This window comes from Serratia grimesii NBRC 13537, from assembly GCF_001590905.1.
Lineage (GTDB): Bacteria > Pseudomonadota > Gammaproteobacteria > Enterobacterales > Enterobacteriaceae > Serratia > Serratia grimesii.
In genome coordinates this window covers 82,380-104,624 of sequence record NZ_BCTT01000011.1, presented here as the reverse complement: position 1 = coordinate 104,624, position 22,245 = coordinate 82,380, and the positions used below count along the sequence as shown (strand labels likewise).

Genomic DNA, 22,245 nt, shown 5'->3' with positions numbered 1-22,245 from the left:
AAAAAGAGTACGGAATCACACTCATGGATATTCGTAAAATCAAGAAACTGATCGAACTGGTTGAAGAATCAGGTATTTCTGAACTGGAAATCTCTGAAGGCGAAGAGTCAGTTCGCATCAGCCGTGCCGCTCCGGTACAGGCTTACCCAATGATGCCGCAGGCATATGCAATGCCGGCACAGCAGCAGCCAGCTTTGGCTACCGCCGTTGCCAGCGCACCAGCTGAAACGCCTGCAGCACCAGCGGCCATGAGTGGCCACATCGTCCGTTCCCCAATGGTCGGCACTTTCTACCGCACGCCAAGCCCGGATGCGAAAGCCTTCATCGAAGTCGGCCAGAAAGTGAATGCAGGCGACACGCTGTGCATCGTTGAAGCCATGAAAATGATGAACCAGATCGAAGCGGACAAATCCGGCGTGGTGAAAGCCATTCTGGTAGAGAACGGCCAACCGGTAGAATTTGACGAGCCACTGGTCGTCATCGAATAACGAGGCGAACATGCTTGATAAAATTGTTATCGCCAACCGTGGCGAGATCGCGCTTCGTATCCTGCGTGCTTGTAAAGAGTTGGGCATCAAAACTGTTGCCGTACACTCCACAGCCGATCGCGATCTGAAACACGTACTGCTGGCTGACGAGACTGTGTGTATCGGTCCTGCGCCATCAGTTAAAAGCTATCTGAACATCCCGGCTATCATCTCTGCGGCGGAAATCACCGGCGCAGTGGCGATTCACCCGGGTTATGGCTTCTTGTCTGAAAATGCCGACTTCGCCGAGCAAATCGAGCGTTCTGGCTTTATCTTCATTGGCCCGAAAGCCGAAACTATCCGCCTGATGGGCGACAAAGTTTCTGCTATCAACGCCATGAAGAAAGCCGGCGTACCTTGTGTTCCTGGCTCCGATGGCCCGCTGACCGACGACATGGACAAAAACCGTGCCTTCGCTAAGCGTATCGGTTATCCGGTGATCATCAAGGCATCAGGCGGCGGCGGCGGCCGTGGCATGCGCGTTGTGCGCAGCGACAAAGACCTCGAGCAATCCATCACCATGACCAAAGCGGAAGCCAAAGCGGCTTTCAATAACGACATGGTTTACATGGAGAAATACCTGGAAAACCCACGCCATATCGAAATTCAGATTTTGGCTGACGGTCAGGGTAATGCCATCTATCTGGCCGAGCGCGACTGCTCCATGCAACGTCGCCACCAGAAAGTGGTTGAAGAGGCTCCGGCACCAGGCATCACCAGCGAAATGCGTCGTTATATCGGCGAGCGTTGTTCGAAGGCCTGTGTGGAAATCGGTTACCGCGGCGCAGGTACTTTCGAGTTCCTGTATGAAAACGGCGAGTTCTATTTCATCGAAATGAACACCCGTATTCAGGTTGAACACCCGGTTACTGAAATGATCACCGGTGTGGATCTGATCAAAGAGCAGCTGCGTATTGCTGCCGGTCAGCCACTGTCGATCAAACAGGACGAAGTGAAGGTGCACGGCCACGCGGTGGAATGCCGTATCAACGCCGAAGACCCGAACACCTTCCTGCCAAGCCCAGGCAAGATCACCCGTTTCCATGCACCAGGTGGTTTCGGCGTGCGTTGGGAATCTCATATTTACGCCGGTTATACCGTACCGCCGTACTATGATTCCATGATCGGCAAACTGATCACTTTCGGTGAAAACCGCGACGTGGCGATTGCCCGCATGAAGAACGCCCTGGCTGAGCTGATCATCGATGGCATCAAAACCAACGTTGAACTGCAACAAAAGATCATGAGCGACGAAAACTTCCAGCACGGTGGCACCAACATCCACTATCTGGAGAAGAAGCTGGGTCTGCAAGAAACCTAAGGCAGGCTTTTCGCATCGCCTGACAGAAGGCCGGCTAATCACCGGCCTTTTTCTTTTTCATCTCAGGCACGGTAACGGCTTGGCAAAATCCGGCCTTGCCGTAGAATTCCTTACCTTTGGCAAAACCATCACCGTAAACCTATGGGGAACACGGATGGACAAACGCTTTATTCAAGCCCACCGCGAAGCACGATGGGCACTCGGCCTGACGCTACTTTATCTGCTGGCCTGGTCGTTGGCGGCCTATCTACCCGATAACGCATCTGGCGTTACCGGTTTGCCACACTGGTTCGAAATGGCCTGCTTATTGGTACCGCTGTTGTTTATCGGCCTGTGCTGGCTGATGGTGCGTGGCATATTCCGTAATATTTCATTGGAGGACGGCGATGCAAACTGAAGTCATTCTGCCGCTGGTTGCCTATTTGCTTCTGGTGTTTGGGCTGTCGGTTTACGCCTACAGCCGACGCCAGACGGGCAATTTCCTCAGTGAATATTTCCTTGGCAGTCGATCGATGGGTGGCTTCGTACTGGCGATGACGTTAACAGCGACCTATATCAGCGCCAGTTCGTTTATCGGTGGCCCTGGTGCGGCTTATAAATATGGCCTTGGCTGGGTGCTACTGGCAATGATCCAACTGCCGGCCGTATGGTTATCGCTCGGTGTGCTGGGCAAGAAATTTGCCATTCTGGCGCGGCGCTACAACGCTATCACCCTCAATGACATGCTATACGGCCGTTACCAAAGTCGACTGTTGGTCTGGCTAGCCAGCCTGAGTCTGTTGGTGGCGTTCCTGGGCGCCATGACGGTGCAGTTTATCGGTGGTGCGCGTCTGCTGGAAACCGCTGCCGGTATCCCGTACGACACCGGCCTGCTGATCTTTGGCCTCAGCATCGCGCTGTACACCGCTTTTGGCGGTTTCCGCGCCAGTGTGCTAAATGACGCCATGCAAGGGTTGGTGATGTTGATCGGCACCGTGCTGTTGTTGATTGCCGTTATCCACGCCGCAGGTGGCCTGCACAGCGCCGTAGATAAACTGCAACAGATTGACCCGGCACTGGTGTCACCTCAGGGCGGTGAACAGATCCTTAGTCTGCCGTTTATGGCATCGTTCTGGATCCTGGTGTGCTTTGGTGTGATTGGCCTGCCACATACTGCGGTGCGCTGCATTTCGTACAAAGATAGCAAAGCAGTTCATCGTGGCATCATCCTCGGTACCATGGTGGTGGCGGTGCTAATGTTTGGTATGCACCTGGCCGGTGCGCTGGGACGTGCTGTGCTGCCGGATCTGAAAATCCCGGATCAGGTGATCCCAACGCTGATGATCACCGTGTTGCCGCCGTATGCTGCCGGTATTTTCTTGGCCGCACCGATGGCGGCGATCATGTCGACCATTAACGCTCAACTGCTGCAATCTTCCGCCACTATTATTAAAGATCTCTACCTTGGCGTGCGTCCTCAGCAAATGCAGAACGAGCGTTTGATCAAGCGTTTCTCCAGCCTGACTACGCTCGTACTTGGCCTGTTGGTGCTACTGGCGGCCTGGCGGCCACCAGAAATGATCATCTGGCTAAACCTGCTGGCGTTTGGTGGCCTGGAGGCGGTATTCCTGTGGCCGTTGGTATTGGGCCTGTACTGGGAACGCGCCAACGCGCAGGGTGCCCTTAGCTCAATGGTTACAGGTGCGGTATGCTATACGCTATTGGCCAGCTTCAAGCTGCAGTTGGCAGGGTTGCACCCTATCGTGCCTTCACTGCTACTGAGCTTGCTGGCGTTTTATATCGGTAACGTCGTCGGCGAAAAACGCCGAGTGGCGTCATCATTACCCTCTTAAAGAGAATTGTTATGCCTTGGATCCAACTCAAACTGAATACTACCGGCAGCCAGGCAGAAGACCTGAGCGATGCACTGGTTGAAAGCGGTGCGGTATCGGTGACCTTTCAGGACACCCACGACAACCCGGTGTTCGAACCGCTGCCAGGCGAGACCCTGCTGTGGGGCGATACCGATGTGATCGGGCTGTACGATGCTGAAACCGATATGACCGACGTGGTGGCAATGCTGGAACAGCATCCATTACTGGGGACCGGTTTCCACCACAAGATCGAACAACTGGAAGATAAGGACTGGGAACGCGAATGGATGGATAACTTCCACCCGATGCGCTTTGGTGAACGTCTGTGGATTTGCCCAAGCTGGCGTGATGTGCCCGATCCTGACGCGGTCAACGTGATGCTGGACCCAGGTCTGGCGTTCGGTACCGGCACCCACCCAACCACCGCGCTTTGCCTACAATGGCTGGATGGCCTCGATCTGGCCGGTAAGACTATTATCGACTTCGGCTGTGGTTCAGGCATCCTGGCGATTGCCGCCCTGAAGCTCGGTGCGGCGCGCGCTATCGGCATCGATATCGATCCCCAAGCCATTCAGGCCAGTCGTGATAACGCGCAGCGTAACGGCGTTTCAGAGCGTCTGGAACTATATCTGCCAAAAGACCAACCTGCCGATCTGCTGGCTGACGTCGTCGTCGCCAACATCCTGGCCGGCCCATTACGCGAATTAGCGCCACTGATCGGCTGTCTGCCGAAGTCCGGCGGCTATCTGGGGTTATCTGGCGTATTGGCCACGCAGGCTGCAAGCGTAGCTCAAGCCTATGAAGACAAGTTCACACTCGATCCGGTCGCAGAACGCGAAGAATGGTGCCGTATTACAGGCCAACGTAAGTAATTAAGCCTGTCGTCCTGATAAAAACCACCGATAACTTAGCGTGTTACGGTGGTTTTTTATTCTGTTCTACCACGAAGCAACCATGCTTTTATCCGCAAGTATTAGCACGGCGCTTCGCCGGAACCGCCAGACTCTTCGCCATTATGCCCAGTACGTAATCCCAGCATAATTAGGTCTATTCTCAACGGAATCCCCTGATAGATGCCGTATATTGCGGCCTATCTCTGGCTGAATCGAGACTCATTACAGATAAAATTCTGTTGTGTGGGGAATATTTTATAGCACACAAATTAAACGATTTTCGTCAACTCATTGTTAAATATATATAATATTTTTATTAATCCTGACGAGACGCATTTTGATTGCCGAATAACGGCCAATTGGTCAAAGTTTGGCCTTTCATCTCAACGCAAAAATGCGTAATATACGCGCCCTTGCGGACACAGTATGGTTACTCTTTGTCTATGCGCATTGGACACCACCAGCTTACAAATTGCCTGATTGCGGCCCCGATGGCCGGCATTACAGATCGCCCATTTAGAACCCTATGTCATGCAATGGGTGCTGGGATGGCTGTATCCGAAATGCTCTCCTCCAATCCGGAGGTGTGGCGGACGGATAAGTCGCGTCTGCGTATGGTACATAGCGATGAACCAGGGATCCGTTCCGTGCAGATTGCCGGATGCGACCCAGATGATATGGCTGCCGCTGCACGTATTAACGTGGCCAGTGGTGCGCAGATCATCGACATCAATATGGGATGCCCGGCCAAAAAAGTGAACCGGAAGCTTGCAGGGTCTGCATTACTGCAGTACCCGGACCTGGTTAAACAGATCCTCCACGCAGTGGTTAATGCTGTGGATGTGCCGGTTACGCTTAAGATTCGCACCGGCTGGGCGCCAGAACACCGTAACTGTGTAGAGATTGCCCAACTGGCCGAAGATTGTGGTATACAAGCCCTGACTATTCATGGCCGAACCCGTGCCTGCCTGTTCAACGGCAACGCGGAGTACGACAGCATTCGGGCAGTTAAGCAGAGTGTTTCCATTCCGATTATCGCGAATGGGGACATTACTGACCCGCATAAAGCCAGAGCAGTGCTCGACTACACTGGGGCTGATGCCCTGATGATAGGCCGTGCTGCTCAGGGGAGACCCTGGATCTTCCGGGAAATCCAGCATTATCTGGACACTGGGGAACTGCTGCCCCCTCTGCCACTTGGCGAGGTTAAGCGTTTGTTGATAGGGCATATTCGGGAATTGCACGGCTTTTATGGCCAAGGCAAGGGATTCCGGATTGCTCGTAAGCACGTATCCTGGTATCTCCAGGAGCACGCCCCGAATGACCAGTTTCGGCGCACATTCAACGCCATAGAGGATGCCAGCGAACAGCTGGAGGCGTTGGAGGCATATTTCGAAAATCTTGCGTAACAAAAAAGAGCTGACAGAACTATGTTCGAACAACGCGTAAATTCTGACGTACTGACCGTTTCAACCGTGAACTCACAGGATCAAGTGACTCAAAAGCCTCTGCGTGACTCGGTTAAACAAGCACTGAAGAACTATTTTGCTCAACTGAATGGTCAAGACGTTAACGACCTGTATGAGCTGGTATTGGCTGAAGTTGAACAGCCACTGTTGGACATGGTGATGCAATACACCCGTGGCAACCAGACCCGTGCCGCCCTGATGATGGGCATCAACCGTGGTACGCTGCGTAAGAAATTGAAAAAATACGGCATGAACTGATACTAGTCAGTTAGCATGTTGAAAAGGCGCAACCTCGAAAGAGGCGGCGCCTTTTTCTTATGTGGTGTTATATCAATCTTCTGTCAATACGAATGAGAATATTCGTATGCCACTCTACCTTTAGAGCTCGTATTGTGTGGTATAATACAGATTCCTAGAGCCGCCTTCGCTGGCCTACAGCCATCCCTCCGAAGCCTGATAGCAGCGCGAACCGCCCTTCGAGTGTAAAGATTTAGTCAATTATGGAATCTGGCTAAACGATAGTGATGTCTGGGTGTCTGAGTGGTTGTATCGCAATTGAGTGGATCTTTATGCGTTACAGGTTGCTGCCCCTCTTAATGCATAAATGAGTTCATATGAAGCGTCCGCAAAAATTCAAATTGGCCCTGCTGCATCCGCGCTACTGGTTTACGTGGTTCGGCCTGGCTTGCCTGTTCCTGCTGGTTCAACTCCCCTACCCGCTGCTGCACAAGCTTGGCGTGTGGATGGGGCGTACCTCAATGCGATTCCTGAAACGCCGGGTTTCTATTACCCGTCGTAACCTGGAACTGTGCTTCCCAGACATGGACGTGGCGCAGCGCGAGCGCAAAGTGGTCGGCAACTTCGAATCCCTCGGTATGGGCCTGCTGGAAACCGGCATGGCCTGGTTCTGGTCAGATAAGCGCGTCAAACGCTGGTTCAACGTTTCCGGTATCAACCACCTGAAATTCGCACAGCAGAATCAGCGTGGCGTTCTGGTCATTGGTGTGCACTTTATGTCGCTGGAGCTGGGTGGCCGTGCCATGGGGCTCTGTCAGCCGATGATGGCAATGTATCGCCCGCATAATAATAAAGCGATGGAGTGGGCGCAAACCAAAGGCCGTATGCGTTCCAACAAGGCCATGCTCGATCGCAAAGATCTGCGTGGTATGGTTCAGGCCCTCAAACGCGGTGAAGCCGTGTGGTTCGCTCCGGATCAAGATTACGGCCCACGTGGCAGCGTGTTCGCACCTCTTTTTGCTGTCGATCAGGCGGCCACCACCAGCGGCACCTTTATGTTGGCACGTATGGCTAAACCCGCGCTAGTGCCGGTCGTATTGATTCGCCGTGAGAAAGGCCGTGGTTATGATTTGCTGATCCAACCCGCGCTGGAGAATTATCCTATTGGCGATGAGATCGCCGCAGCGGCTTACATGAATAAAGTGGTGGAGCAAGAGATCATGCGCGCTCCAGAACAGTATATGTGGCTACATCGTCGCTTCAAAACCCGGCCAGCCGGCGCCCCGTCGCTGTACTGAGCAAAACCTGATTTCCAAGCCCGGCCAACGCCGGGCTTTTTTGTGCGCCGCGTTTAAAAAACTGCGGATTGGCGATCGGCTTTACTGTAACCTCCTTTTTTACCCGCACAGGAAAATGAAATGATGAAAGCTCAAGTTCGCATTGCTCTGGTCGGTGATTACCTTCCTCAGGCCGTCTCTCACCAGGCCATCCCTATTGCTCTCCAACTCACTGCTGCACACCTTGACGTCGATATTCAATCCCACTGGCTACCTACAGAGAGCATTACCGCTACCTCAGTACTGCAAGATTTTGATGCGATCTGGGTAGTCCCTGGTAGCCCGTACAATCATGATGACGGTGCCTTTATGGCTATCCGCTATGCACGTGAGCAAAACATACCCTTCCTGGGTTCCTGCGGCGGATTCCAGTATGCCATTGTGGAATACGCCCGTAACGTCATGGGTTGGCATGATGCAGGCCATGCAGAGACTGATAGTGGCGGTCGATTGGTCATTGCCCCGCTGAGCTGTTCGTTAGTCGAGAAAAGCGGCACGATCATTTTCCAGCCGGATACGCTGGCTGCACGCACATATGGCAAGCTTGAAACGCACGAAGGCTATCACTGCAATTTTGGTGTTAATCCGGAGTTTGTCGCCGATCTACAGCAGCACCCACTCATTATCAGCGGCCACGACAGCGAAGGTGATGTGCGATCGGTAGAACTGCCAGGGCACCGTTTTTACGCCGCCACACTGTTCCAGTCCGAACGGGCCGCATTACGCAACGAACTGTCCCCGCTGGTCGTAGAACTGATCAAAACTGCCGCAACAATTTGATCGTCAAAGATTGAGATACCATGGGGCCACGCCATCGTGGCCCCATGAATAAGGGTATCTTCACAATAAATTAGTAAATTGACTTATTATAAAAACATATTATTCATTCCAATTTAATTTAATTGTCATTTTTACGCCCACCGTTAAACTCGTGTATATAAAAACCCACCAATAATTAAATAAGTAGATAAAACTCTTATTTATTACTAAATAATATATCATTAGCAACTCTGATACTTAAAGTGGCCTGGCAATCTATCGATGACAATTTGGCAAAATTGAAATAGAGAACCCGGTACGTATGCTCACTTATCCTTACTGCAAAAAATCGAGATAAAGTCGAAGTCTGGCATCACTGCACTGTTGACAAAACCTCATCCAAACACAGTACATACGACATAAAAAACCTTAAAAAACATATAAATACAAAACAAAAAGACGACATAGTCGTCATCGTAACGGGATATTTATAAGATGATAAACCCTTTTTAATTGCTATTGATATTATGAAAATTAAAATACAAAAAAATCCAAATCATTTAATTTAATATAAATTAAATTCAAATCATTTTCATAGACAATTAAAAATGTTTAATGTGAAATTGGGCGAATCTAATATCACCTCTTATAATGTTCGAGTACTTACCGACTACGCACCTATTTAAGTCGATTATTTCCTATATTTATGGAGGTGGTTCCGTGTCCGCTTATTCTCTCACGACGGTACAACAGGCCGTATGGTTAGATCAGACCTTAAACCCTGATATTCCAATGTATAATGTAGGATGCCTCTGGCGCGTGGATAAGGAGATTTCTTTCCCACTGTTTAAAGAAGCTATCCAGTATATTCAGCAACAGCATGATGCGTTACAAACCGCGCTGAAGGAAACACCACAAGGCGTCATTCAACACCCACTCAGTCAAAAATCCATTGAACTTCACTATAACGATTTTTCACATCAGGAAGATGCAGCCAGTCAGGCACAGAACCATCTGCGGGAAATATTTATCCAACCTTATCAACTCTATGAAGACCTGTTATGGCGTTGCCATTTAACCAAAATCGACGATTCAACAACGCTATGGTTATTAGCATCCCATCACCTGATTGCGGATGGTACGTCGATCTCGTTACTAAGCCGAATGATTATGGATCGGTATAAGCAGCTAAAACTGGGAGAGAAGAGTGAAATAAGTTACTCACGTTACAGTGATTTCGTGGTTAGCGATCTCGCCTATCTTCAGTCATCACGCTATCAGCGCGATCGGGATTGGTGGCTCGAACGTTTCGCAGCGGCTCCGCCATCCGTATTGGAACGCCGCCCCAATTACACCGAACAGCAAACCTATCCCAGCAGCCAAATCATAAAGCGTTTGCCACGAGAACGTTTCTTGCAGTTGGAGCGCTATGCCGCTCATCACGGCGGCTCGGCAATGCACTTCATGGTAGCTCTGCTTGCCAGTTGGTTCGCACGCATTTGGCAGGTGGATAATGTCACCATCGGGGTGCCAGTGCATAACCGCAGCACCAGCGATCATAAGCAAACGCTTGGCATGTTCTCCTCCATGATTCCGCTTAATATCAACGTGGACGTACAGCAACCCTTTTCCCACCTGTTGCAGCACATTGGTAGCGAACTGCGTAAATGCTACCGTCATCAGCGGTTCCCTATCGCCGAACTTAACCGCCAACTGAACCTGCATCAACAGGGAAGACGTCAGCTATTTGACGTCAGCTTTTCGCTGGAAGTCTTCCCGACTGACATTGAGCTGGAGGGGAGTCAGTTTAAAGTTGAGAACATGCATCATGGCTACGAACAATTGCCATTGGGCATCTACTTACGTCACTACCACCCAGGCGATGACCCAGTACTGGAGTTCAATCTCAATCAAGCCTGGTTTAGCCATGAAGACGGGGAGCGTATTGCCAACCGCGTGGTGCAAATGCTTGATACCTTGTTAGATGGCGAAGTTAATCTGCCACTGGGACAACTACCACTGTTACTGCCTGCCGAGCAGCAACATATTTTCCACGAATGGAATAATACGCAGCAATCCTGGGCTATGCCGCAGGGCATACATCAATTTCTAGAACAGCAGGTATTACGTACACCAAACGCACCTGCGCTGTGCTATGAGCAGCAGCAGATAAGCTATTTGCAGTTGAACCAGCAGGCAAATCAGTTTGCCGGGTATCTACGCCAGCAAGGGATACGGCCTGATGATCGCATCGCCGTTTGCGTCAATCGCAGCCCAGAAATGGTGATAGCACTGTATGCCATTTTGAAGTCTGGCGCGGCCTATGTCCCCATTGATCCCGATTACCCGCAAGATCGTTTGCGCCATATGCTGCAAGATTGTGGTGCGAAATACATCCTGATTGACCCGGCAGGCGAACAGGCATTGAATCCCATCCTTGATATCGCTATTCCACGGCTGCACCTACAACATGATAGCCATCTGTGGCAGCAGGAGCCCAAGGATAATCTTACGCCGCAAGTGTCTGACCCACAGCGCAGCCTGGCATATGTGATTTATACCTCCGGTTCGACCGGAAAACCCAAGGGGGTCATGAATGAACACCGCGGAGTTATCAATCGCCTGCTCTGGATGCAGCACGCGTATCCGCTGACGCACGACGATGTGGTATTGCAAAAAACGCCGTTCAGTTTTGATGTCTCGGTTTGGGAGTTCTTCTGGCCGCTCATGGTCGGCGCACAGTTAGCGATTGCCAAACCTGGCGGCCATCAAGACCCCGACTATCTCGGCAGCTGTATCGCACAACACCGCGTAACCACACTGCATTTTGTCCCATCAATGCTGCAACTGTTTCTGCGGCACGGCGAAATGGCGCAGTGCGGTTCCTTGCGCCGTATTATGTGCAGTGGCGAGGCATTGCCGCTTGCCACTGTGCACCGCTGCCTGCAACAGTTACCTCAGGCGGAATTGCACAATCTCTACGGACCAACGGAAGCCGCCGTGGATGTTTCCAGTTGGCAATGCCACCCTAATGACGAGCGGACATTGGTGCCTATTGGCAAACCAATTGCCAATACGCAGCTCCATATTTTGGATGCCCAGTTACAACCCCTTCCGCCTGGCGTAGCTGGCGAGTTACATATTGGTGGTATTCAGGTCGCACGCGGTTACCTGAATCGTCCAGAGTTAAACGCAGAACGTTTTATTGCCGATCCTTTCAATCCTGATCCTCAGGCACGTCTGTATAAAACGGGTGACCTCGCACGCTGGTTGCCGGATGGCAACATCGAATACTTGGGCAGAAATGATTTCCAGGTCAAGATCCATGGAGTGCGTATCGAACTGGGCGAAATCGAGCAGCAACTACGCCAATGTGAAGGCGTCGAGGATGCCGCAATACTGGCAAGAGAAGATGGGCACGGAGGAAAACGCCTGGTGGCTTATGTTGTCGCTCCGGATGAGGGCTCACATTCAACACAGTGGCGCCATCAGCTACAGCAACACCTGCCAGATTATATGGTGCCTTCTACCTTTGTCAGACTAAAAGCTCTACCACTCTCGCCCAACGGTAAGTTAGATCGCAAAGCCTTGCCGGCACCCGCAGCGACCACGCAGGTTTCGTTGCAATATGAAGCCCCTCAAACTGCATTAGAGCAACAGCTTGCTGCATTATGGTCGGAACTGCTTGGCGTCGCGCAGATTGGTCTTGATGATGATTTCTTTGAACTCGGTGGGCATTCGCTGCATGCCATTCAACTTTTGGTCAAGCTGAAGCGCTGTGGCTATCCGGTGGTCATAAAAACCCTGTTTGCTCACCCAACGTTGCGCGCTCAAGCACGCGCATTGACGGCAGAAACGGTCTCTGATGCCACCGCCCCGATTTCTGCGGCTCCTCTGCAGCAGCTACTGGCGCGGCTAAATCAAACCAACTTTAACTTTAAACAGGTGATGCGTCTTAATCGGACCATTGCCGCCGACGATATCTGGATGGTTCATCCCGCGGTAACCGGATGCGATATTTACCATGATTTGGCTATCTCGCTAGAGGGCTCTTTCAACGTATTGGGGCTCAACAACCACAATTTGTTTATCCACCCGCATATCACCTCATTGCGCGAACTGGCATCCCATTATCTCGGTCATATGAAGCTGTCACCCACCCGCCCTGTGCGCCTTTTAGGTTGGTCGCTGGGAGGGCTCATTGCTCTGGAAATGGCCGCGCAGCTTGAAAGTCGAGGCTTCCGTGACATCCAGGTATTTTTGCTGGATACCTTCTATCAAACGGCCTTCCAGATACGCAGCGAGCCGGGTTTGCTGGCGGCTATGCTGGCTATGCTAGGCATTGAGGGTGACGCTGCGGCAAGGGCATTGCGTGCGGAGCCGACAGAACTCTCCCTGAATAAGGAAACGCTCAGCGCTCCCTTGCAACACGCGCGCATTACGCTCTTCAAGGCAACCGAAGACGTGAATTTGAGTATGACCGACCAGGGAGATGGGCAAGAGCTTTTGGCGATTGCGGACAATGGGCTATCTTCGATTAGTCATCATTTGCACATACAGCCTCTGGCCTGTAACCATCACTCCATTATTTTCAACCATGACGAAATCGGCCGCGTGTTGCGTGAGTCTTCACGATCTCCCGCTATATCAACCGATATCCGTTGAACCTAACCTACCTGCGGCGTACGTTGCCGCAGGTTTACCACATCAGCTGTCCAATCAAAGGTGCGGCAATAACCGTAATAATCCCTGCTAACATCATCACCAGACTGGATACAACACCCTCTTCTTGTCCCATTTCATACGCCTTCGCCGTGCCGGCACCGTGCGATGATGCACCTAGCCCAGCTCCCTTCGCGAGGCTACTGCGTACAGCCAGCCGCAAAAACAGGATGTCGCCCACTGCCATGCCAAACACGCCGGTGATCACAACAAACAGTGCCACCAGATCCGGTTGGCCCCCCATTTGCTTGGCGGCCTCCAGCGCAAATGGTGTGGTTATGGAGCGCACAGCCAGACTGCGCTGAACCTCTTCCGGCAACGTTAGCACGCGAGCAAGCCATACCGAGCTGTAAACTGCAACCAACACTGCCGTCAGTACCCCAGCGCTGAGCGACAGCCAGTGACGACGGATAATATGCAAATTCTCGTATACCGGTACCGCAAAGGCGATAGTGGCGGGCCCCAACAACCACAGCAACCAGTGTGTTTCGCCAATGTAATCCTGATATGAGGTGTGGGTCACCACCAGCAACAGCACCAGGATCATCGGTGTCAGTACCAGCGGCATCAACAGCAGAGTACGGCGACGGCGATAAAGCTTTTTATTGGCGAAATAGAGCGCCAATGTCGCCAAAAAACAGACAATACTGAGGATAAAATCATTCATCGTGCTGCTTCCGGCGACGTAACCAGACCTCCAGCCGATAGACACGATCAACCACCAACCCCGTCGCTCCCAGCGTCAACATGGTACTAATCGCAATCACCAAAAAAATCTTCCAGCCTTCGACCATCAGCAATTGGGCATAGTTAACCACGGCGACCACTGCCGGTACGAAAAACAGCAACATCTCAGCCAGCAACCAGCGAGAACCGGCCTTGACCCAGTTCAATGGCAAAATGCGCAGCAGGATTAGCGCCAACATCATCAGCATGCCGACAATGTTGGCAGGCAGCGGCAGATGAAACTGTTGTACCAGCCGATCGGCGAGAAGAAATAACCCCGCATACAAAGCAACCTGGATTGGCACCTGTAGTCGATTCAACACGTTGGGGGCAGCATGGCGTAACGCCAGTAACATGGAAACTAACCTCAAACAAAAATTCACGGTTTACAGTATACGCAGCCAGGAAACCTAGCCTGAAATGAATTAAAATCATTAATATCATGCCATCAGGGAATAGTTTCCCGCCGGTATTGCCCCTGAGGAGAACCCAACGTGGATGTCCGCACTCTGCGCTACTTCGTGGAAGTCGTGCGCCAGCAAAGCTTTACCCGCGCAGCAGAAAAGCTGTTCGTCACCCAACCGACCATCAGCAAAATGCTACGTAATCTGGAAGAAGAGTTAGAGTGCACGCTGCTGATCCGTGAGGGGCGTAAACTGCATCTGACCGACAGCGGCCAAGCGGTATATCAGCGTGGGCTGGCAATCCTCGATGAGTTTCGCCAATTGGAAGCGGAGCTGGAAGACATTAGCTCGGTCAAAAAAGGCGTATTGAGACTGGGTATTCCGCCAATGGTTGGCCGACAGATCGCCGATTTGATCCGCCAGTTTCGTCAAACCTATCCCGGCATTGAGCTGAAAATCTCCGAGTTGGGTGGGTTGTCGGTTGAGCAAGCCGTGATGTCGGGTGAGTTGGATTTGGCGATGACCATATTGCCAGTCGATTCGGAACAACCCTTGACGTTCTTACCGCTACTCGACCATCCGATGTGTGTCGTCACACCGCGTACCCCACATTGGCTTAATCGCACCAGCATCAATATCACTGAATTGGCCGAATGGCCGATCCTGATTTATAACGAAGACTTTTCACTCTACAAAATGCTGATGAAGGCTTTCCGTCAGGCGGGTTTTGAGCCACAAATTGCCGTCCGCAGCGGACAGTGGGATTTTCTTGCATCCATGGTACAGGCTGGGGTTGGCATCGCCACTCTACCGGAACCGGTCTGCCAATGGCTGGATAAGGAGAACCTGATCTGGCTGCCCCTGGAGCCGCGTATGGAATGGAAAGTCGGATTGATCTGGCGTCAGGGCAGTTACCTGTCGCACAGTGCCCAAGCGTGGATCGCCTGCTGTCGCGACTATTGGCCACCTGCTAAATAAAAAGGGCCGCTTCCGCGGCCCCGTTGGCATTACCCTTCGCGCTCTATCAGCAGCGCTTCCAGCAGGTCGAGATCGTGCAACAGCTTTTGCAGCGTCTCATTACTGATTTTCTGCGTGGCACGCAGGTGGTACAACTCACCCCGTTCCGCACGCAGCGCCGTCAGGCGGAAACGTCGCTCAAGGTTTTCCAGCATCAGCGCATTTTCGATATCGTCTTTGGTGGTAATACGCCGCCGCAGCGTCCCTACCACACGCGAACTGATCTCTTTCAACACCTGTGGATCAATGTTTTCTTCGGTATCAACAGCCAACCGTTCTTCCATTTTGTTGATACTTTCGATCGCCACTTCCGCCGCCATGGCAATCGCCATCCGTTCTTCACTCTTGCTGGCGCTCTTGTCCGCCACCTGTACCCCGCGCAATAACAATGGCAGCGCCATGACGCCGGCCATCAGTGAAAGCAAGATGACCCCGGCAGCAATAAACACCAGTTGGTAACGCGCCGGGAAAGCCGTTCCATCACTCAGTAACAGTGGAATCGACAGCACACCGGCTAACGTAATCGCCCCACGCACTCCGGCGAACGATGCGACCCACAGTTCACGGGTGGTGTAATCGCCAAACTGCAACGGCCGTTTTTTCATAAAGCGGCGGCTGGCGTTTTTCATCAACCATAGCCAGGTGAAACGCAGCACCAGTAACGCGGCGTAGATAATGGCGACATCGGCAAACAGGTACCAGGTCTGTATGGTCGGATCCAGCTCTGCCTGCAAGATAGAGGTTTCCAGGATCCCCGGCAGTTGCAAGCCCAACATGATGAAGACCATGCCGTTAAACACAAACTCCAGCATCGCCCAAACGCTGTTGGCGCGCAGGCGCATCGCCAGTGGGGCGTTGCGGATCACGCCAGATTGGCTGATGGTCATCCCCGCAGCAACAGCGGCCAAAATACCAGAGACGCCGATGTGTTCGGCAATCAAATAAGAGGCAAACGGTAATAACAGCAGGAATACGATTTGCGTCGCCGGGTCATCCCCACTCCAGCGGCTCATCACACGCAGTGATTTACTGTAGAGCCAAGTGACTGCAACCCCAGCCAATAGGCCGCCAATCGCCACTTTGAGGAATTCGAGCGTCGCTCCCCCCACGGTAAACACCATGGTCCCCATTGCCACTGCAATCGCAAACTTAAGTGACACTAGGCCGGACGCGTCATTCATCAGCGCCTCGCCTTCCAACACGCCCATGATCGGCTTCGGTATACGCCCTTTACCGACGATACCGGACAGCGCCACGGCATCGGTTGGTGACAGTACAGCAGCCAGCGCAAACGCTGCCACCAGCGGGATACCCGGTACCATGGCGTAAATCAGGTAACCGACGCCAACCACTGTAATCAGGACCAGCACCAGCGCCAGACCAAGGATTTCTCGTCCGTGGTGCAGGAATTCTCGCGTTGGGGTTTTCCAACCATCAGCAAACAGCAACGGTGGAATAAACAATACCAGGAACAATTCAGGGTCGAAATCGACGTGTAACCCGAAATGCGGCCAAGCCAGCAGGGCCCCGATACCGATTTGCATTAACGGTAGTGGCACCTGGAACGGCAACATGCGCGTTACCACCCCTGACAGGGAGACCACCAAAATTAAAATGAGGATTGTAAAAAAGATTTCCATGCTTTCCTTAGACTCTAGGGTTCAGACTACATCTCTGAGTATGCCCCGATAGTAGATCACTTTTTTTACAGCGGTTAAAGCTTGTTGTGCCTTTCAAATTGCAGCACAGGCAGAAGGAGACTTATCTGAAGCGGAGATAAAACATCCCCCGCCGAAACGACGGGGGAAACGACAATGCGATTAGATCGCCCAGCCGCCAGCATAGAACGCCACCAGGGCCACAGCGATCACGACGGTGCCAATATTCAGTCGGCGCCATTCGCCCGAGAAAATACGGCCAATGACCAATGCGCTAAAGCCCAACATGATGCCGGTCACGATGTTACAGGTCAGCACGATAAATACCGCACACAGAAGGCCGGACATGGCATCAACAAAGTCGTTGAAGTCCAGTTTGGTGACGTTGCTCAACATCAGCAGACCGACATACATCAGCGCTGGTGCGGTAGCATAAATCGGTACCAGATAAGACAACGGTGACAAGAACAAGATCAACAGGAACAACAGACCTACTACGGTCGCTGTCAGGCCGGTTTTACCGCCAGCCGCAGTGCCCGCAGCAGACTCGATATACACTGCCGCTGGCGCTGCACCCACCAGGCCGGAAAAAATGCTGCTCAGGGAGTCCGAGGTCAGCGCTTTACCGCCGTTGATGATCTGCCCATCTTTATCCAGCAGGTTGGCCTGACCGGCCACCGCGCGAATAGTACCGGTTGCATCAAACACCGCCGTCATGACCAACGCCAACACGCTTGGCAATACCACAGGCTGCAATGCGCCCATAATATCAAGACTGAAAATCAATGACTTGCCGTTAGCATCCGTCAGACTAGGCATCGCGAACAGGCCCTGATATTTCACCGCCGGGTCAAACAGCAGACCGATGATCGAAATGGCGATAATCACCAGCAGGATACCGCCAGGTACGCGCAACTTTTCCAAACCGAAAATCACCGCCAGCCCGAGCAACGTCATCACAACCGGGAAAGAGGTAAATGCGCCCAGCGCCACAGGCAAACCATCCAGCGGATTTTTCACCACCAGGCCCACGCCGTTAGCGGCGATCAGCAACAGGAACAGGCCAATGCCGATACCGGTGCCGTGCGCCACGCCCATCGGCAAATTGCGCAGGATCCAGGCACGAATGCCGGTTACCGAGATAATGGTAAAGAGCACGCCCATCAGGAATACCGCGCCCAGCGCCACAGGAATGCTGATGTGCTGACCCAATACCAGACTAAAAGCGGTAAACGCGGTCAGTGAAATCGCACAACCGATAGCCATTGGCAAATTCGCCCACAGACCCATCAGTAACGATCCAAGACCCGCGACCAAACAGGTCGCGACAAACACCGCAGTTGGTGGGAAACCCGCCTTGCCGAGCATACTCGGCACGACAATCACCGAGTAAACCATCGCCAGGAAGGTGGTTAACCCCGCCACCACTTCCTGACGCACGGTGCTGCCACGCGCAGAAATATTAAAATAACCATCAAGCCCGCCTTTTGGTTTAACGGCGTTGTTCGCTTGAGAATTCGACATGTTGCTGTCCCCTGTGTTTCATTGCCAGCCCGTTTCAAAAGGCTTGTTATTCCGCCCACGCCTGTTCATTACGGTATCGTTTCCGTCACGTTTGCTTCATTGCTCTTCACTCATGTCGCCAATCGGCATTACATAAAAGGCAAACGTTTAACTCCCATTGCGTGGTGCGAGTGATTTATGGTGGTTTATTCAAGGCAAACGATTATCCAGCCTTCTATACCCTCTGATCAACCAAAGATCGCGGCAATTTATGCAAAAAGCATGGGGAACCATCATTATTGAAAATACGGTATTTGTCACATAGGTAAATCCGATGGGAACACCCCCCTATCGGGGGGCAAAAACAACTACTGAGTTCGCACTGCATTTTCATCCATGTACGTCAGTTCCCAGATATGTCCGTCCAGATCCTGGAAACCATGCCCATACATAAAGCCATAATCTTGCGGTTGATTATAGGTATTGCCACCCGCGGCGATGGCTTTGCGTACCAGAGCATCTACCGCCGCCCGATTGGGTTGAGACAGACACACCAACACTTCAGTGGCCTTTCTGGCATCAGCAATCGGATTCGGGGTGAACATTTTGAATTTGTCATGGGTAAGCAGCATCACATAAATGCTGTCGCTAACTACCATGCAGGCGGCGGTGTCGTCGGTAAACTGTTGATTAAAGCTGAAGCCCAGCTGGGTGAAAAACGCCATAGATGCGGGCAGATCGCCCACCGGCAGGTTAACAAAAATTTGCGTAGCCATGGGCTACCTCCGATGAAGAGTGACCTCATCGAGTATAGCCCATCGCCTCAGTTCAGCAGATCATAAGGCCCACCCTGCTCCAGTGCGCGCTGATAGGCCGGACGTGAATGAATACGCTGCAGATAACCACGTAGTTTAGGGCAACCGTCCAGTGCGCCGCGTGCCGCCATCGCTTCCAGTGGGAAACTCATTTGGATATCTGCCGCACTGAACTCATTACCGACAAACCAGGTACTTTTACTCAGGTGCTGTTCCAAATAATCGCAGTGCGGGGCGATCTGTTTGTCCAGATATTCACGCTGTACGCCTTTGCCAATGGCGCCCGCAACGGGTCTTAACAGCCAGGGGATCGGTGGCTGACCCAAACGGCTGAACACCAATTTCATCACCAGCAACGGCATTAGCGAACCCTCGGCATAATGCAGCCAATACCGGTACTGCTGACGGGCATGATAGTCGGTGGGAATAAACTGCCCCTGCGCGTCGTAGGCTTCCTGCAGGTATTCAATAATGGCGCCGGATTCCGCCAGCGTCAGATCGCCATCGACAATCACTGGCGACTTACCCAGCGGATGGATCTTCTTCAAAGCCGGTGGTGCCAGCATAGTTTGTGGATCACGCTCATAGCGCTGTACCTGGTAGGGCACATCTAACTCTTCCAAAAACCACAGGATGCGCTGCGAGCGCGAGTTATTTAGATGGTGAACAGTGATCATGAGAGAACTCCTTTAAGGATTCTGCTGACGTAAAGGGTAGTGGTGATTTTTCCAGCGCGCCAGCGCAAGCAGTACCGCGCAAAAATAAGTCAATTTATTTGACCGAGATACTCAAAACTCTCCGATTTTCTCTTCAAACATGTCGGCCTATTATCTAACACATCGAGAGGCAACAACCTCTCACCTAAAAAATACCCTGAGGATTGAATCATGAAAAACATCAAAATTTTTGCTACTGCTTTGCTGCTGACTACCGCTTCTTTCGCTAGCGTTGCCGCTGACCAACCAACCAGCCAACCTGCTGCCGACGCCCAGAAAATCGGTGTCGTATCCGTTAGCGGTGCTTCTAACCTGAGTGCATTGGAAAGTGAATTGGCTAACAAGGCTGCAGCATCAGGCGCTAACTCTTACCGCATCATTGCTGCCGGCGGCCAGAACAAACTTTACGGTACCGCAGAAATCTTCAACTGATCGTCAGACAGTTAACTGACGGAAGAAAGAAGCCCCGAAAGGGGCTTTTCTCGTTTTTAACGGGCGTCAAAACGTGTGGCCAGCTTCTGCTGCCGAAATTGTTCGGTAATATAATCGACGAATACTCGGGTTTTGGTTGGCAAGAATTTGGTGGTGGGAAAGTACAGACACAAACTACCGCGATCGACATACCAACCTGGCAATACCCGTACCAAGCGGCCACTTTCCAGGTAGGGCAAGGCATTTGGCATACTGATAAGTGCAATACCCAATCCCATTTCCGCCGCCTGGGCCGCCGCTTCCGGCTCATTCACCGTCATTTTTATCACCATTGCCGGTACCCGTTGTTCATTATCTGCGTTTCTCAACGGCAGGTTACGAATTCGCCCTGTTTGCGGCGAACGGATAAAAATACCCGCATGTTCCGCCAACTGCTCTGGCTGCTGAAGTCGTGGGTGGCGTTGCAGATACTCGACGGAAGCGACCAAAACGCCGTGTGCCGGTGCCAATTCGCGTGCGATCATGCCTTGCGCCAGCTCGATGCCGCCGCCCATCGCCGCATCGAAATGCTCGCCGATCAGATCCACCTGACGATTATCAAAATGCCAGTCAGGAACAATAGCCGGATATCGCGCCAGAAATTCCGGCAACATTGGCAGCACAAAATGCAGACCAAAGGCGGTCCCCATACTGACCTTCAATGTCCCAACAGCGACTCCACCGCTGCTGCTCAAGCCTTTCAATGCGCACTGGATCGACAGTAATCCGCCGCTAACCTCCTGCAAAAAACGTTCACCCTCTTCAGTCAGAGTCAGCTTGCGCGTATTACGCTGAAATAGCCGTACGCCCACCAGCGTCTCCAGTTTGGTGACGTTCTTCCCCACCGCGGCAGAGCTGATACCTAGCTTACGACCGGCAGCGGAAAAACTGCCACTCTCTGCACTGCTGACAAAACATTCCAGATGACCAAGCATGGTTTTCCCGCTGATTTCAAACCTATGGTTTAATCTGATTATAGCTCTTTTGGGCTAGTCACCGATCCGTGTTTCTCCGATACTGAAACGGTAGATTTTTTAACCTCATCCCCACCTTGGAGAAACATTATGTCCGCAACGCTCTCTTTGAAAGGCAAAGTCGCATTCGTTCAGGGCGGCTCACGTGGCATTGGTGCCGCCATTGCTAAACGTCTGGCACGTGAAGGTGCCGCCGTAGCATTAACCTACGTGGCCTCTGCCGACAAAGCCGATGCAGTGGTCCGTGACATCCTCGCCGCTGGCGGTAAAGCCCTGGCCATCAAGGCCGATAGCGCCGACGCTACCGCATTGCAACAAGCGGTACGCCAGGCCGTAAATAGCTTGGGCAATCTGGATATTCTGGTGAACAACGCCGGTGTGCTGGCGATGGGCAGTATCGAAGAACTGCCGCTGGAAGATCTGGACCGCACACTGGCAGTTAACGTGCGCAGCGTGTTTGTCGCCAGTCAGGAAGCAGCGCGCCACATGAATGAGGGCGGCCGTATCATCAATATTGGCAGTACCAATGCCGAACGTATGCCGTTTGCCGGCGGTGCTGTGTATGCCATGAGTAAATCCGCGCTGGTCGGCCTGACCAAAGGCATGGCACGCGATCTTGGGCCACGTGGCATTACCGTCAATAACGTGCAACCCGGTCCGGTGGATACTGATATGAATCCGGATGACGGTGATTTCGCCGATCAATTGAAAGCAATGATGGCCATCAACCGCTATGGCAAAGATGAAGAGATCGCCAGTTTCGTCGCCTACCTCGCCGGGCCCGAAGCCGGTTATATCACCGGTGCCAGCCTGAGCATTGACGGCGGGTTCTCGGCGTAATAT

General features: G+C 52.3%; 20 protein-coding genes. 13 read left to right on the top strand and 7 right to left on the bottom strand.

What is annotated here, in order from left to right; translation table 11 throughout:
- Positions 1–23: 23 nt before the first annotated feature.
- From accB to SGR01S_RS14385, 10 genes are all read left to right on the top strand, one after another.
- Entirely contained in the window at positions 24–488 is a 465-nt protein-coding gene (gene accB / locus SGR01S_RS14430; protein ID WP_037416209.1) for an acetyl-CoA carboxylase biotin carboxyl carrier protein, read from the top strand.
- A gap of 10 nt (positions 489–498) precedes the next feature.
- Positions 499–1,848 carry an acetyl-CoA carboxylase biotin carboxylase subunit gene (gene accC, locus SGR01S_RS14425; protein ID WP_037416206.1) on the top strand — a complete coding sequence of 450 codons (1,350 nt, stop codon included), beginning with the start codon at positions 499–501 and terminating at the stop codon, positions 1,846–1,848.
- A 154-nt stretch (positions 1,849–2,002) separates the two neighbouring features.
- The gene (locus SGR01S_RS14420; RefSeq protein ID WP_061807804.1) at positions 2,003–2,245 is read left to right on the top strand and encodes a YhdT family protein; all 243 of its coding nucleotides are present in this window, start codon (positions 2,003–2,005) and stop codon (positions 2,243–2,245) included.
- On the top strand, positions 2,235–3,680 hold the full coding sequence (panF, locus tag SGR01S_RS14415) for a sodium/pantothenate symporter (protein WP_061807803.1): 1,446 nt from the start codon (positions 2,235–2,237) through the stop codon (positions 3,678–3,680). The genes SGR01S_RS14420 and panF overlap by 11 nt, the downstream gene beginning before the upstream one ends.
- 11 nt (positions 3,681–3,691) lie before the next feature.
- Positions 3,692–4,573, top strand: coding sequence for a 50S ribosomal protein L11 methyltransferase (prmA, locus tag SGR01S_RS14410; RefSeq protein WP_061807802.1), 882 nt, complete (start codon positions 3,692–3,694; stop codon positions 4,571–4,573).
- A gap of 464 nt (positions 4,574–5,037) precedes the next feature.
- Positions 5,038–6,003, top strand: coding sequence for a tRNA dihydrouridine synthase DusB (gene dusB, locus SGR01S_RS14405; protein WP_037416196.1), 966 nt, complete (start codon positions 5,038–5,040; stop codon positions 6,001–6,003).
- A gap of 21 nt (positions 6,004–6,024) precedes the next feature.
- Entirely contained in the window at positions 6,025–6,321 is a 297-nt protein-coding gene (gene fis / locus SGR01S_RS14400; RefSeq protein ID WP_000462905.1) for a DNA-binding transcriptional regulator Fis, read from the top strand.
- A gap of 356 nt (positions 6,322–6,677) precedes the next feature.
- Positions 6,678–7,598 carry a kdo(2)-lipid IV(A) palmitoleoyltransferase gene (gene lpxP, locus SGR01S_RS14395; RefSeq protein ID WP_061807801.1) on the top strand — a complete coding sequence of 307 codons (921 nt, stop codon included), beginning with the start codon at positions 6,678–6,680 and terminating at the stop codon, positions 7,596–7,598.
- A gap of 120 nt (positions 7,599–7,718) precedes the next feature.
- Positions 7,719–8,417: a CTP synthase C-terminal region-related (seleno)protein gene (locus tag SGR01S_RS14390; RefSeq protein ID WP_423826058.1), complete on the top strand. Its 699-nt coding sequence runs from the start codon at positions 7,719–7,721 to the stop codon at positions 8,415–8,417.
- Positions 8,418–9,116: 699 nt separating this feature from the next.
- Positions 9,117–13,061: a non-ribosomal peptide synthetase gene (locus SGR01S_RS14385; RefSeq protein ID WP_061807800.1), complete on the top strand. Its 3,945-nt coding sequence runs from the start codon at positions 9,117–9,119 to the stop codon at positions 13,059–13,061.
- A 34-nt stretch (positions 13,062–13,095) separates the two neighbouring features.
- Here SGR01S_RS14385 and SGR01S_RS14380 read toward each other — a convergent pair whose 3' ends face one another.
- Positions 13,096–13,785 (bottom strand): LrgB family protein, encoded by a 690-nt coding sequence (locus SGR01S_RS14380; protein WP_037416187.1) that lies wholly within the window; start codon positions 13,783–13,785, stop codon positions 13,096–13,098.
- Positions 13,778–14,200 carry a CidA/LrgA family protein gene (locus SGR01S_RS14375; protein WP_037416184.1) on the bottom strand — a complete coding sequence of 141 codons (423 nt, stop codon included), beginning with the start codon at positions 14,198–14,200 and terminating at the stop codon, positions 13,778–13,780. The genes SGR01S_RS14380 and SGR01S_RS14375 overlap by 8 nt, the downstream gene beginning before the upstream one ends.
- A 138-nt stretch (positions 14,201–14,338) precedes the next feature.
- Here SGR01S_RS14375 and SGR01S_RS14370 point away from each other — a divergent pair, with 138 nt between their 5' ends.
- Positions 14,339–15,226, top strand: a complete 888-nt coding sequence (locus SGR01S_RS14370) for a LysR family transcriptional regulator (protein ID WP_037416180.1) — start codon at positions 14,339–14,341, stop codon at positions 15,224–15,226.
- Between the two features lie 29 nt (positions 15,227–15,255).
- Here the strand turns inward: SGR01S_RS14370 and SGR01S_RS14365 are convergent, their stop codons facing one another.
- From SGR01S_RS14365 to SGR01S_RS14350, 4 genes are all read right to left on the bottom strand, one after another.
- Positions 15,256–16,905, bottom strand: coding sequence for a Na+/H+ antiporter (locus tag SGR01S_RS14365; protein ID WP_037416177.1), 1,650 nt, complete (start codon positions 16,903–16,905; stop codon positions 15,256–15,258).
- 180 nt (positions 16,906–17,085) lie between these two features.
- A complete protein-coding gene (locus SGR01S_RS14360) occupies positions 17,086–18,447 on the bottom strand; it encodes an NCS2 family permease (protein ID WP_037416174.1) in 1,362 nt (453 codons plus the stop codon).
- A 347-nt stretch (positions 18,448–18,794) separates the two neighbouring features.
- Positions 18,795–19,202, bottom strand: a complete 408-nt coding sequence (locus SGR01S_RS14355; RefSeq protein WP_061807799.1) for a VOC family protein — start codon at positions 19,200–19,202, stop codon at positions 18,795–18,797.
- Positions 19,203–19,249: 47 nt separating this feature from the next.
- Entirely contained in the window at positions 19,250–19,918 is a 669-nt protein-coding gene (locus SGR01S_RS14350) for a glutathione S-transferase family protein (RefSeq protein WP_037416169.1), read from the bottom strand.
- Positions 19,919–20,128: 210 nt separating this feature from the next.
- Between SGR01S_RS14350 and bhsA the strand changes: the two genes are divergently transcribed.
- Positions 20,129–20,389: a multiple stress resistance protein BhsA gene (gene bhsA, locus SGR01S_RS14345; RefSeq protein ID WP_037416166.1), complete on the top strand. Its 261-nt coding sequence runs from the start codon at positions 20,129–20,131 to the stop codon at positions 20,387–20,389.
- A 56-nt stretch (positions 20,390–20,445) separates the two neighbouring features.
- On the opposite strand, the gene SGR01S_RS14340 is transcribed toward bhsA, so the two are convergent.
- Positions 20,446–21,363 carry a LysR family transcriptional regulator gene (locus SGR01S_RS14340; protein ID WP_061807798.1) on the bottom strand — a complete coding sequence of 306 codons (918 nt, stop codon included), beginning with the start codon at positions 21,361–21,363 and terminating at the stop codon, positions 20,446–20,448.
- Positions 21,364–21,492: 129 nt separating this feature from the next.
- Between SGR01S_RS14340 and SGR01S_RS14335 the strand changes: the two genes are divergently transcribed.
- Entirely contained in the window at positions 21,493–22,242 is a 750-nt protein-coding gene (locus SGR01S_RS14335; RefSeq protein WP_061807797.1) for a 3-oxoacyl-ACP reductase family protein, read from the top strand.
- Positions 22,243–22,245 lie beyond the last annotated feature (3 nt).

What these genes read in the sequence shown, in the direction of transcription:
- accB (WP_037416209.1), top strand. Translation starts at nt 24, where the DNA reads ATGGATATTCGTAAAATCAAGAAACTGATCGAACTGGTTGAAGAATCA.
- accC (WP_037416206.1), top strand. Translation starts at nt 499, where the DNA reads ATGCTTGATAAAATTGTTATCGCCAACCGTGGCGAGATCGCGCTTCGT.
- SGR01S_RS14420 (WP_061807804.1), top strand. Translation starts at nt 2,003, where the DNA reads ATGGACAAACGCTTTATTCAAGCCCACCGCGAAGCACGATGGGCACTC.
- panF (WP_061807803.1), top strand. Translation starts at nt 2,235, where the DNA reads ATGCAAACTGAAGTCATTCTGCCGCTGGTTGCCTATTTGCTTCTGGTG.
- prmA (WP_061807802.1), top strand. Translation starts at nt 3,692, where the DNA reads ATGCCTTGGATCCAACTCAAACTGAATACTACCGGCAGCCAGGCAGAA.
- dusB (WP_037416196.1), top strand. Translation starts at nt 5,038, where the DNA reads ATGCGCATTGGACACCACCAGCTTACAAATTGCCTGATTGCGGCCCCG.
- fis (WP_000462905.1), top strand. Translation starts at nt 6,025, where the DNA reads ATGTTCGAACAACGCGTAAATTCTGACGTACTGACCGTTTCAACCGTG.
- lpxP (WP_061807801.1), top strand. Translation starts at nt 6,678, where the DNA reads ATGAAGCGTCCGCAAAAATTCAAATTGGCCCTGCTGCATCCGCGCTAC.
- SGR01S_RS14390 (WP_423826058.1), top strand. Translation starts at nt 7,719, where the DNA reads ATGATGAAAGCTCAAGTTCGCATTGCTCTGGTCGGTGATTACCTTCCT.
- SGR01S_RS14380 (WP_037416187.1), bottom strand. Translation starts at nt 13,785, where the DNA reads ATGAATGATTTTATCCTCAGTATTGTCTGTTTTTTGGCGACATTGGCG.
- SGR01S_RS14375 (WP_037416184.1), bottom strand. Translation starts at nt 14,200, where the DNA reads ATGTTACTGGCGTTACGCCATGCTGCCCCCAACGTGTTGAATCGACTA.
- SGR01S_RS14365 (WP_037416177.1), bottom strand. Translation starts at nt 16,905, where the DNA reads ATGGAAATCTTTTTTACAATCCTCATTTTAATTTTGGTGGTCTCCCTG.
- SGR01S_RS14360 (WP_037416174.1), bottom strand. Translation starts at nt 18,447, where the DNA reads ATGTCGAATTCTCAAGCGAACAACGCCGTTAAACCAAAAGGCGGGCTT.
- SGR01S_RS14355 (WP_061807799.1), bottom strand. Translation starts at nt 19,202, where the DNA reads ATGGCTACGCAAATTTTTGTTAACCTGCCGGTGGGCGATCTGCCCGCA.
- SGR01S_RS14350 (WP_037416169.1), bottom strand. Translation starts at nt 19,918, where the DNA reads ATGATCACTGTTCACCATCTAAATAACTCGCGCTCGCAGCGCATCCTG.
- bhsA (WP_037416166.1), top strand. Translation starts at nt 20,129, where the DNA reads ATGAAAAACATCAAAATTTTTGCTACTGCTTTGCTGCTGACTACCGCT.
- SGR01S_RS14340 (WP_061807798.1), bottom strand. Translation starts at nt 21,363, where the DNA reads ATGCTTGGTCATCTGGAATGTTTTGTCAGCAGTGCAGAGAGTGGCAGT.
- SGR01S_RS14335 (WP_061807797.1), top strand. Translation starts at nt 21,493, where the DNA reads ATGTCCGCAACGCTCTCTTTGAAAGGCAAAGTCGCATTCGTTCAGGGC.